Annotated in this window: 11 protein-coding genes; 8 read left to right on the forward strand and 3 right to left on the reverse strand. The window is 73.3% G+C overall.

What is annotated here, in order from left to right:
- Positions 1-57 precede the first annotated feature (57 nt).
- Genes ACIB24_RS21855 through ACIB24_RS21865 form a run of 3 tightly spaced genes read left to right on the forward strand, consistent with a single transcriptional unit; the run spans position 58 to position 2,593 of the window.
- The gene (locus ACIB24_RS21855; RefSeq protein ID WP_398284326.1) at positions 58-267 is read left to right on the forward strand and encodes a ferredoxin; all 210 of its coding nucleotides are present in this window, start codon (positions 58-60) and stop codon (positions 265-267) included.
- A complete protein-coding gene (locus tag ACIB24_RS21860) occupies positions 264-1,475 on the forward strand; it encodes an NAD(P)/FAD-dependent oxidoreductase (protein ID WP_398284327.1) in 1,212 nt (403 codons plus the stop codon). Before ACIB24_RS21855 ends, ACIB24_RS21860 begins: the two co-directional genes overlap by 4 nt.
- Positions 1,475-2,593 carry an NAD(P)-dependent alcohol dehydrogenase gene (locus tag ACIB24_RS21865; RefSeq protein ID WP_398284328.1) on the forward strand — a complete coding sequence of 373 codons (1,119 nt, stop codon included), beginning with the start codon at positions 1,475-1,477 and terminating at the stop codon, positions 2,591-2,593. The genes ACIB24_RS21860 and ACIB24_RS21865 overlap by 1 nt, the downstream gene beginning before the upstream one ends.
- On the opposite strand, the gene ACIB24_RS21870 is transcribed toward ACIB24_RS21865, so the two are convergent.
- Positions 2,571-3,179: a TetR/AcrR family transcriptional regulator gene (locus tag ACIB24_RS21870; protein ID WP_398284329.1), complete on the reverse strand. Its 609-nt coding sequence runs from the start codon at positions 3,177-3,179 to the stop codon at positions 2,571-2,573. The genes ACIB24_RS21865 and ACIB24_RS21870 overlap by 23 nt on opposite strands.
- An 89-nt stretch (positions 3,180-3,268) precedes the next feature.
- Here ACIB24_RS21870 and ACIB24_RS21875 point away from each other — a divergent pair, with 89 nt between their 5' ends.
- Positions 3,269-4,717: an FAD-binding protein gene (locus tag ACIB24_RS21875; RefSeq protein WP_398284330.1), complete on the forward strand. Its 1,449-nt coding sequence runs from the start codon at positions 3,269-3,271 to the stop codon at positions 4,715-4,717.
- On the opposite strand, the gene ACIB24_RS21880 is transcribed toward ACIB24_RS21875, so the two are convergent.
- Complete coding sequence (locus ACIB24_RS21880; RefSeq protein WP_398284331.1) at positions 4,698-5,336, reverse strand: TetR/AcrR family transcriptional regulator; 639 nt, start codon at positions 5,334-5,336, stop codon at positions 4,698-4,700. The two genes, ACIB24_RS21875 and ACIB24_RS21880, sit on opposite strands and share 20 nt — an antisense overlap.
- A 44-nt stretch (positions 5,337-5,380) precedes the next feature.
- On the opposite strand from ACIB24_RS21880, the gene ACIB24_RS21885 reads away from it, so the two are divergent.
- On the forward strand, positions 5,381-6,883 hold the full coding sequence (locus tag ACIB24_RS21885) for an FAD-dependent oxidoreductase (RefSeq protein WP_398284332.1): 1,503 nt from the start codon (positions 5,381-5,383) through the stop codon (positions 6,881-6,883).
- Positions 6,880-7,590: a PaaI family thioesterase gene (locus ACIB24_RS21890; protein ID WP_398284333.1), complete on the forward strand. Its 711-nt coding sequence runs from the start codon at positions 6,880-6,882 to the stop codon at positions 7,588-7,590. The genes ACIB24_RS21885 and ACIB24_RS21890 overlap by 4 nt, the downstream gene beginning before the upstream one ends.
- Here ACIB24_RS21890 and ACIB24_RS21895 read toward each other — a convergent pair.
- Positions 7,579-8,712: a Rieske 2Fe-2S domain-containing protein gene (locus tag ACIB24_RS21895; RefSeq protein WP_398284334.1), complete on the reverse strand. Its 1,134-nt coding sequence runs from the start codon at positions 8,710-8,712 to the stop codon at positions 7,579-7,581. The two genes, ACIB24_RS21890 and ACIB24_RS21895, sit on opposite strands and share 12 nt — an antisense overlap.
- A gap of 108 nt (positions 8,713-8,820) precedes the next feature.
- Between ACIB24_RS21895 and ACIB24_RS21900 the strand changes: the two genes are divergently transcribed.
- Both ACIB24_RS21900 and ACIB24_RS21905 read left to right on the forward strand, forming a co-directional pair.
- Positions 8,821-9,687 (forward strand): TIGR03619 family F420-dependent LLM class oxidoreductase, encoded by an 867-nt coding sequence (locus tag ACIB24_RS21900; RefSeq protein WP_398284335.1) that lies wholly within the window; start codon positions 8,821-8,823, stop codon positions 9,685-9,687.
- A 9-nt stretch (positions 9,688-9,696) separates the two neighbouring features.
- On the forward strand, positions 9,697-10,272 hold the full coding sequence (locus tag ACIB24_RS21905) for a TetR/AcrR family transcriptional regulator (RefSeq protein ID WP_398284336.1): 576 nt from the start codon (positions 9,697-9,699) through the stop codon (positions 10,270-10,272).
- Positions 10,273-10,301 lie beyond the last annotated feature (29 nt).

Consider the following 10,301-nt stretch of genomic DNA (forward strand, 5'->3'; position numbering starts at 1 on the left):
CGATTTCAGAATCGTTGCGAACGACCAGATCTGCCGCCCCAGTCAGGGAGGACCGCCGTGGCCGCCGTTTTCGTCATCGTCGACCGGGACAAGTGCACCGGCCTCGGCATCTGCGAGTCACTCGACGACCAGCGTTTCGAGATCGCCGACGACGGGTCGCTGATCGTCCACGACGACGAGGGGAGCGAGACCGACCGCCCCCTCCTGGAGGAGTGCGTGGCCTCCTGCCCGACCGGGGCCCTCCGGCTGGCCGAGAGCCGGCCGTGAACACTCTGCTGGTGGTCGGCGGGTCGCTGGCCGGGTTGCGCGGCGTCCAGGCCGCGCGAGCCGACGGCTTCGACGGCCGCCTTCTGCTCGTCGGGGCGGAACCCCACCTGCCCTACGACCGTCCCCCGCTGTCCAAGGAGTTCCTCGCCCTGCACGGGACGACGCGCTACTTCACCGAGGAGGCGCACCTGCGCGACGACCTGGGTGTGGAGCTGCGCCTCGGCGTCCCCGCCCGCGCCCTCGACCCCGTGCGCCGCACGGTGCAGGTCGGTGACGAGGACCTGCCCTACGACGCCCTGCTGATCGCGACCGGCTCGGCCCCCCGGCCACTGCCCCGGATCGAGCCGCGCGACGGCGTCCTGACCCTGCGCACGCTCGACGACGCCCACCGGCTGCGCACCCGGCTCACCCGCGACGCCCGGGTCGTGATCGCCGGGGCCGGCTTCATCGGCTCCGAGATCGCCTCCGCCGCCCGGGCGCACGGCGCCCGGGTGACCGTGGTGGAGGCCTCGGCCACCCCGTTGGAGCGGGCCGCCGGGCCGGAGGTCGGAGGCGCCCTGGCCGGCCTGCACCGCCGGCACGGCACCGACCTGCGGCTGGGCACCACGGTCACGGCCGTGCACGGCACCGGCCGGGTCGAGGGCGTGCGGCTCAGCGACGGCACGGAGCTGGCCGCCGACGTCCTGGTCGTGGGCATCGGCGCGGCCCCGGCGACCGGCTGGCTGCTGGGCTCCGGCGTCCGGCTGCACGCCGACGGCGGGGTGGTGTGCGACGGGTACCTGCAGACCACGGTTCCGGGGGTGTACGCGGCCGGGGACGTCGTGCACTGGCCGAACCCGCTGATGGACCTGCCCCTGATGCGGTGCGAGAACTGGACCGCGGCGGCCGAGCAGGGCGCCGCGGCGGCGCGCAACGCCGTCCGGACCCAGGGCCGCGCCGAGGTGCGCACGCCCTTCGAGACCGTGCCGTACGTGTGGAGCGACTGGTACGGCCAGCGCATCCAGTTCGTCGGGCGCCCCGCCGACGACTGCCGCGTCGTGCTCGGCGACCTGGACGGGCCGACGTTCCTCGCGTTGTACCGCGCGGGCGAGCGCGTCGTCGGGGCCGTCGCCCTGAACCAACCCGGGAAGATCATGAAGTACCGGCGGCTGATCGCCGGGCGCGGCACCTGGGCCGCGGCGCTCGACCTGTACCCGACGGCCGCCTGATGGTGACCTCGCGCAGCGCCGTCCTGCGGGCGCCCGACGCGCCGTACCTGCTCGAGGACGTCGAGCTCGACGCGCCCGGGCCCGACGAGGCCCTGGTCCGGGTCGTGGCCTGCGGCATCTGCCACACCGACGACTTCGGCCGCAGCGGGCTGCTCGGCGAGCACTTCCTGCCGGCCGTGCTCGGGCACGAGGCGTCGGGGGTCGTCGAGGAGGTCGGGCCGGGGGTGACCCACGTCCGGCCGGGTGACCACGTCGTCCTGACGTTCGATGCGTGCGGCACCTGCACCGCCTGCGTGAGCGCGAACCCCACCTGCTGTTCGGAGTTCGAGCTGCGCAACCTGACCGGCGCCCGGCCCGACGGCAGCCAGGCGGCCCGCGACGGCACGGGCGCACCGCTGACCAGCCGCTGGTTCGGGCAGTCGGCGTTCGGCCAGTACGCCGTGGCCACGGCCCGCAACCTGGTCACCGTGCCCGACGACGTCCCGCTGGAACTGCTCGGTCCGCTGGGCTGCGGCATCCAGACCGGGGCGGGCACGGTGCTCAACGTGCTGCGGCCGGGCCCCGGGTGCAGCATCGCCGTGTTCGGCACCGGCGCGGTCGGGCTGTCGGCGGTGATGGCGGCCAAGCTGGCCGGGGCCGACGAGATCGTCGCGGTCGACATCCGGCCGCAGCGGCGGGAACTCGCGCTCGAGCTCGGCGCGACGCGGGTGGTCGACGGCGGCGACCCGGCTCTCGCGGTGGCCGTGCGGGGTGACGGGCCGGGGCTGGACTGCACGTTCGACACCACCGGGCTGGCTGCGGTGATGACCGCGGCCGTCGAGGTGCTGCGCCGGCCCGGGACCGCCGCGCTGGCCGGGGCGGGGTTGGAGCTCCTGACCGTGCACCCGGCGTTCCTGGCCGGCAAGACGGTCACCTACGTGTACGAAGGCGGTGGGCTGCCCAGGGTCCTCATCCCGCAGCTGGTCGAGTGGTGGCGGGCCGGGCGGTTCCCGTTCGACCGGCTGGTGCGCACCTACCCGTTGGCCGCGATCAACGAGGCCGAGGCCGACGCGCAGGCCGGTCGCACCGTCAAACCCGTACTGCTCATGCCCCCGGTCACGCCTCCAGGCGAGGGGTGAGCAGGTCGAGGAACGCGTCGACCACCTCGTGCACACGGGTCACCGGGCCGCCCTGGTAGAGCACCTGCGTGATCATCGAGTTGATGATCGACCAGAGCATGATGGCCACGTCGTGCGCCTCGGCGTCGTCGAGCATGTCGAACTCCGCCGCGAGCGAGTCCTCCGCGACCTGGGCGAACTGGGTCAGCAGCTCGCGGGCGTTGGCATCACCGCTGGCCTGCAGCAGCACGTAGACCTTGAAGAACTGCGGCTGCCGGTGCAGGGCCCGGATGACCGCGTGCACGCGCTTACGCACCCGCTCGGCCGGGGCGGCCTTGGAGCGGCTCGGGCGGGCCCGGTCGAACGCGGCCCACTCCCCCAGCACCGCCGCGTACAGGTGCTCCTTCGACGAGAAGTACCGGTACAACGTCCCGAGGGCGACACCGGCGTCGGCCGCCACGTCCCGGATCTGGATCCGCTCGTACTCCTGCTCCTCCAACGCCCCCAACGCCGCCCGCACGATCTGCTCACGCCGCGCCAGCTGCCACGCGGGCAGACCCTCGACCGACACACCGCCCGCGCTCGTGCGCTCATCCTGTTCAGACATCGGGAAGACGCTACTCGATCCTTGCCGGACGGGCCCGCGCCTGGCACGCTAACCAGAACGTGTTTCAGTTTTTCTGGCCGCGAGGGAGCGTGTCCGTGGAGCCATGGTCGGACGAGGTCGACGTGCTCGTCATCGGGGCCGGGATGGCGGGGACGGCGGCCGCCCTGGAAGCCGCCCGCGGCGGGGCCCGCGTGCTCGTCCTCGACCGGGGCGGGCGGCTCACCTGCACCAGCGCCATGTCGGGCGGGCACTTCTACCTGGGCGGTGGCACCCCGGTGCAGGAGGCCACCGGCTGGAGCGACACCCCCGAGGCGATGGCCGCCTACCTGCGGGCCATGTCGCCCGAGTGCGACCCGGAGAAGATCCGGCTCTACGCCGAGGGCAGCGTCGAGCACTTCACCTGGCTCGAGGGCCTCGGCTTCGCGTTCGAACGGTCCTTCTACCCGCACAAGGCCGTCGTCCAGCCCGGCACCCAGGGCCTGATGTTCACCGGCAACGAGAAGTGCTGGCCGTTCCGCGACCTCGCCCGGCCCGCGCCGCGCGGCCACAAACCCCCCGTGGAGGGCGATCTCGGGGGTGGCGGCCTGGTCGTCGGGCTGGCCCTGGACCGGTTGGCCGACCTCGGGGTCGAGGTCCGGTACGACACCGGAGCGACCGGGCTCGCGGTGGACGACGGGGGCCGGGTGGTCGGGGCCCGCTGGCAACGCTTCGCGGAGACCGGGGCGGTCCGAGCGGGCGCCGTCGTCCTGGCCGCCGGTGGTTTCGTACTGAACCCCGACATGGTCCGCGAGCACGCACCGCGGCTGGAGGCGCTGTTCCGGCGCGGCCTGCCGCTCGGCAACACCTACGACGACGGGCTGGGCATCCGGCTGGGCGAGTCGGTGGGCGGGGTGGCCGACCACATGGAGGGCGCCTTCTTCACGGGCCCCTTCTACCCGCCCGAGGACAGCCTGAAGGGGATCGTCGTGAACGCGCTCGGCGAGCGCTTCGTCGCCGAGGACGTCTACCACTCGCGGATGTCGTCGTTCGTCTTCGACCAGCCCGGGCAGACCGCCTACCTGATCTTCGACTCCTCGACGATGGTCGAGCCGGCCTACGGGTTCCAGCCGCTGATCGACGGCTGGGACACGGTCCAGGAGATGGAGCAGGGGCTGGGCATCCCCACGGGCCGCCTGGTCGCGACCCTCGCGGCCTACAACGCGGCCGCGGTGACCGGCGACGACCCGCAGCTGCACAAGGCCACCGAGTACGTCGTCCCGCTCGACCGGGGCCCGTGGGGGGCCTACGACCTGACGCCGGGCGCCTGCTTCTACGCCGGGTTCAGCTGCGGTGGGCTGCGGGTGGACGTCGACGGGCGGCTGCTGCGGGCGGACGGCACGACGGTCGAGGGCGTGTACGCGGCCGGTGCCTGCGCCTCGAACATCGCCGTGGACGGGCGGGGCTACTCGTCGGGGACGCAGTTGGGCGAGGCATCGTTCTTCGGGCGCCGGGCCGGGCGGCACGCGGCGCGGGCCACCCTCAGCGCAGGTACGCGGTGAGCGCCTCGATCAGGCCCCGGCGGGCGACCTCCAGGTCGACGTACGAGCCGAGGTACTGCTCCTCGTGCAGGCCCCGGACCGCGCTGGGCAGGAACGCGCGCACCCCCTGCAGCCGCGCCTCGTCGACGTCCAGCCCCTCGAACGCACCGCGGACGGCCAGCTCCCACTTGGCGTCCCAGCCCGCGAGAGCCGCCGCGGTGAGCGGATATTCGGCCTCCAGCGCGGGCCGTGACCGGGGCAGCGCCATCCGTAGGTTGTGGGTGGCGCGCAGGGCGGCCCTGTCCATCGCGTCCCAGATCAGCCCGAACACGGCCTCGACCCGGTCGGGCAGCTCGACCGCCGTCTCGGGCACCGGCAGCAGGTCCCAGCCGCGCGCGGCGATGCTCTCGATCACGGCGGCCCACAACGCGTCGCTGTCGCCGAACTGGTGCTGCACCGTGCCCCAGGTCAGACCCGCCTCACGGGCGACCCGGTTGGCGCTGACCGCATCGGGCCCGCCCTCGGCGAGGCAGCGGACGGCGGTCCGCAGCAGGGTCTCGCGGGTCTGCTGGCCGCGCCGGTTCAGCCGGGTGCCCTTGGCGTTCACCGCTGACGGCTGCACGGCGCTGTTCTCGGTCACCAGCACAGGTTTTCATGTCCGGCTCCAAATCGCTCGGAGGTCCCGTGGACAGCGTTGACGTACTCGTGGTCGGCTCGGGTGGGGCAGCCCTGACCGCGGCCGCGTTGGCCGCGCACGCCGGGCTGCGGACCCTGGTCCTGGAACGCACCGGGCTGGTGGGCGGCACGTCCGCCTACTCCGGCGGGGCCTGCTGGCTGCCCGGGACGCGGGTGCAGCGCCGGGCCGGCGTCGCCGACTCCACGGAGTCGGCCCGCGAATACCTCGGGGCCGTGCTGCACGGGCCCGACCCCGTGCGGCTGGAGGCGTTCCTGGCCCACGCGCCCGAACTCGTGACCCGCCTGGAGGACGACCTCGGCATCGGCTTCGAGTGGCTGCCCTTCCCCGAGTACTACGACGCGCCGGGCCGGGTGCCGGGCGGCCGGTCGATCCAGCCGGTGTCGGTGCCCCGGGCCGATCTGCCCGCCGAGGTGGCGGCGCTGGTCCGGCCGCCGGTCGAGCGGGACCGGGCCGGGCGGCCGGGCCGCGCCACCCTGACCGGGGGCCAGGCGCTGGTCGCGCACCTCTTGAGGCGACTGCTGGCGGACGGCGGGCGCGTGGCCACCGGGCACCGCGTCACCGGGCTGCTGGTCGAGTCCGGCCGGGTGACCGGCGTGGTGGCCGAGACCGTCGCGGGTGCCGTGGACCTGCGCGCGGAGCACGGTGTCGTTCTGGCCTGCGGAGGTTTCGAGGGGCACCGGGCGCTGCGTCAGGCCTACGGTGTGCCGGGCGACGCGGCCTGGTCGATGGCCCCGGTCGGCACCAACACGGGGGAACCGCTGCTGGCCGCCGTGCGGGCCGGGGCCGCCACCGCCGGTCTCGACCAGGCCTGGCTGTGTCCCGGGCTGCTGCAACCCGACGGGCGCGGATCGTTCACGCTCGGCTTCCGCGGCGGCGTGATGGTCGACGCGCAGGGCCGCCGGTACGCCAACGAGGCCCTCCCCTACGACCGGTTCGGCCGGGCGATGGCCGCCGATCCGGCCCGGCGGCACTCCTGGCTGGTCTTCGACTCCCGCGAGGGCGGCGGGCTGCCCGCGCTGGCCATGCCCGAGGGCGACGTGGCCGACCACCTGGCCGCGGGCACCCGGGTCTGCGCCGACTCGATCGAGAAGCTGGCGTCGACGATGCGCGTGCCGGGGGCCACGCTGCAGGCGACCGTCGAGCGCTTCAACCGTTTGGCCACCGCGGGCCACGATGACGACTTCGGGCGGGGCGTCGACGAGTACGACCGGTTCTTCGCCCCCGTCGGGTTCGCCCCGCTGGACGAACCGCCCTACTACGCCGCCCGTTTCGTGCTCTCCGACCTGGGCACCAAGGGCGGGCTGGTCACGGACGCCGCGGGTCGGGTGCTGCGCGGCGACGGGTCGGCGCTGCCCGGGTTGTACGCGACGGGCAACACCGCCGCCAACCTGGTCGGCGACCGCTACCCGGCTCCCGGCGTCCCGCTGGGCACCGGCATGGTGTTCGGTTCGCTCGCGGTGCTCGACATCGCGAAAGGAGGCACCGCATGAGCGCTGATCAGCCTCGCGAGGGGCGCATCCCGGACGGGAGTTCCTTCCTGCCCGGCGGTTTCCGGTTCAGCGACGTCCCGACGGAGGAGATCGACCGGCTGGAGGCGGAACTCGTGCCGCTGGCCGACAGCGTCCGGGCCCTGGTCGACGCGACCATCCGCAGCACCGTCGACCTGGACGAGATCCGGCGCGCCCGGGCCGAGGTGGACGCGGTCACAGCCCGGCTGCGGGCCGCGCAGATGGAGGGCCCGGCCGGCGTCCACTTCAACGCCGAGGGCAAGGCCTGGCACTGGGGCAACGCGGCCGTGGGCGCCCGCAACGCCGTCGCCCCGCCGATGCCCGTGCGCCGCGACCCCGACGGTGTGACCCGTGCCGACGTCGAGCTGGGGGCCGCCTACGAGGGGCCGCCCGGCAAGGTGCACGGCGGCGTCACGGCGCTGCTGCTGGACCACCTGATGGGCGTGACCGCCAGCGACGGCAGCCGCCCGACGATGACCGGCACCCTCACGATCCGGTACGAGCGGGCCACCCCGCTGGGCACCGTGCACCTCGAGGGACGGATCCGCGGCGAGGAGGGCGTCAAGGTGTTCGTCGAGGCGCTGGTGCTGGACGACGAGGCTCGGGTCTGCGTCCGCGCCGAGGGCGTGTTCGTCGTCCCGCGGTGGGCCCGCCAGTTCGCCGGGCTGCCCGAGGAGTCAGGAGACTAGGTCGTCCTCGGGGCGCAGGGCGGCCAGGTTGGCGGCCACCTCGCGGCGCCAGTTCTCGTTGGCGCGCGTCGTGTCGACCTCGAACTCGAACCGGTCGGTCATCGCCGGGGTGACCTCGGCGCGGTCGACGTAGAACTGCTGGTACCAGCGGCGCAGCTGGTAGACCGGGCCGTCCTGCTCGCACAGCAGCGGGTTCTCGACCGGCGCCTTGTTCAGCCAGATGTGCACGTCCTGCAGGAAGCCCTGGCCGAACATGGTGGTGAACCGCTGCGCGATGTAGTCGGCGGTCTTCTCGTCGAGGCCGCGGGCCTTGCGGACCGACAGCCCGTACTGCAGCTTGAACGAGTTGTGCGACGTGGGCACGTGGCAGTTGATCAGCACGACGTCGGTGCTGAACCCCTTGTACTCGCTGGTCAGCCAGTTGACCATGTACGACGGCCCGAAGTAGGTGGCGACCGACTTGAGGATGCTGTTCTCGTCGCCGTAGCCCTCGCCCGCCTTGTCGGGGCGGCCCTGCGACTCCATGAACTGCGAGGCGGTCTGCCCCTCGAAGACGTTGCGGAACGTGGTCGGGAACGCGAAGTGCACGTAGAAGAAGTGGGCCATGTCCACGACGTTGTCGATGATCTCACGGCAGTGCGCGGTGGGGACGTCGAGCACCGTCCACGTCCAGTCGGTCCACTCATCGGTGCCGATGCCTTCGAGCACCGGGGGGAGCTCGTCGAAGTCGGCCGGGCCGCCCTCGGCGTCGTGCCAGACCATCACCTGCCCGTTGCGCACGACCGTGGGGTAGGTGCGGGTTCGGGCCCGGGGCGGGACGCGCCGCGCGTACGGGATGGCCTTGCACTTCCCGTCACCGCCCCACCGCCAGTCGTGGAACGGGCAGGCGATCTCGTCGCCCTTGACGGTGCCCTGGGTCAGGTCGCCACCCATGTGCCGGCAGTACCCGTCGAGCACGTTGAGAGCGCCCTCGCCGTCCTGCCAGACCACGAGCTTGCCGCCGAACGCCTCGACGGCGTGCGGCTTCCCGTCGGCGAAGTCGCGCTCGAGGCCCAGGCAGTGCCAGCCGCGCGCGTACCGCTCGGGCGTGAACGCACGGTCGAGCTCCCGGACCTCCGCCATGACGACTCCCTAGGATCATTGAGGTAACTATGACAATGTAGCTCCCAGCACCTGACATCTCCACCCGTCGGGGGCGAAAACGCTGTGCTACCAACGGAGGGAGCCACCATGCGGCATGGCATCGTGCTGTTCGCCAGCGACCGGGGCATCACCCCCGCCGACGCGGCGCGGGCCGCGGAGGACGCCGGCTTCGACACCTTCTACGTCCCGGAGCACACCCACATCCCGGTTCGACGGGAGGCCGCCCACCCGGGCACGGGCGGGGCCGAACTGCCCGACGACCGCTACTCGCGCACGCTCGACCCGTGGGTCGCACTGGCCACCGCGGCACAGGCCACGACCCGGATCGGGCTGGCCACGGCGGTCGCGCTGCCGGTCGAGTCCGACCCGATCACGCTGGCCAAGACGATCGCCACGCTCGACCACCTGTCCGGCGGGCGGGTCACGCTCGGCGCCGGTTTCGGCTGGAACACCGACGAACTCGCCGACCACCACGTGCCGGCCGCCGGGCGGCGCGAGGCACTGCGCGAGTACGTCGAGGCGATGCGCGCCCTGTGGACCCAGGAGGTGGCGGCCTACGACGGCGAGTACGTCTCGTTCGGCCCGTCGTGGGCGTACCCGAAACCCGTCCAGGCGCACGTCCCGCTGGTGATCGGCGCGGGCGGCGGCCCGAAGACCTTCGCGTGGATCGCCCGGTCCGCCGACGGCTGGATGACGACCCCGGTCGAGACCGACCTGGCGCCCAAGGTGTCGGCGCTGCGGACGGCCTGGGCCGAGGCGGGGCGCGAGGGTGATCCGGCCGTGCACGTGCTGGCCACGTCGGGCCCGCGCCCGGAGCTGCTCGCGGGCTGGCGGGAAGCCGGTGTGACGGAGGCGATGTGGGGCCTGCCCGACAGGCCGGCCGACGAGATCCCCGCGTTCCTCGAGCGACTGGCCGGCAAGTTGGGTCTTGCAAGAAATCAGATCACGTTCTAGTTTAGACACGTGTCCAGTCACGTGTCGGAGTTGACGCGGCGGCGGGCGGGTGACCGCCCCGAGCGCGTCGAGCGGTTCTGCCGCGCGGCGGTCGAGGAGCTCGAACGCGTGGGACACGACCGGCTGACCATCCGCGCGGTCGCGGCCCGGGCCGGGGTCTCCCCCGCCAGTGCCTACACCTGGTTCGCCTCCAAGGACCACCTGTTCGCGCACCTGTTTCACAAGCTGCTGGCGGAAGCACCGACCATCCTCCTCACCGGAACGACTGCGCGCACACGACTCTCGGAGACCATCCACCAGTTGTCCGGGCTGATCGCCGGAGCACCCGCGGTCAGCGCCGCGGCGACGCAGAGCCTGCTCGGTGCCGACCCGGAGGTCGCACGGCTGCGCCCGCAGATCGGCGCCGTGTTCCTCGGCCGGTTCGCGGCCGCCCTGGGCGAGGGTGGCGACCCGCGCGTCCTGGACGCCGTGGCCTTCGCGTTCTTCGGTGCCCTGCTCCAGGCCGGGATGGGTGAACTCGAGTACGCCGGGATCGGGCCGCGGCTCGACGGCGTGCTGGCCGTGCTGCTGGACGGTGACGCGTGAACGTCTCGACCCGGGCGCTGACGTTCGAT

Source organism: Spongisporangium articulatum (genome assembly GCF_044465595.1).
GTDB lineage: Bacteria > Actinomycetota > Actinomycetes > Actinomycetales > Kineosporiaceae > Spongisporangium > Spongisporangium articulatum.

Excerpts from the sequence above, each read along its gene's own strand:
- ACIB24_RS21865 (WP_398284328.1), top strand. The coding sequence starts at position 1,475 with ATGGTGACCTCGCGCAGCGCCGTCCTGCGGGCGCCCGACGCGCCGTAC.
- ACIB24_RS21870 (WP_398284329.1), bottom strand. The coding sequence starts at position 3,179 with ATGTCTGAACAGGATGAGCGCACGAGCGCGGGCGGTGTGTCGGTCGAG.
- ACIB24_RS21890 (WP_398284333.1), top strand. The coding sequence starts at position 6,880 with ATGAGCGCTGATCAGCCTCGCGAGGGGCGCATCCCGGACGGGAGTTCC.
- ACIB24_RS21895 (WP_398284334.1), bottom strand. The coding sequence starts at position 8,712 with ATGGCGGAGGTCCGGGAGCTCGACCGTGCGTTCACGCCCGAGCGGTAC.
- ACIB24_RS21900 (WP_398284335.1), top strand. The coding sequence starts at position 8,821 with ATGCGGCATGGCATCGTGCTGTTCGCCAGCGACCGGGGCATCACCCCC.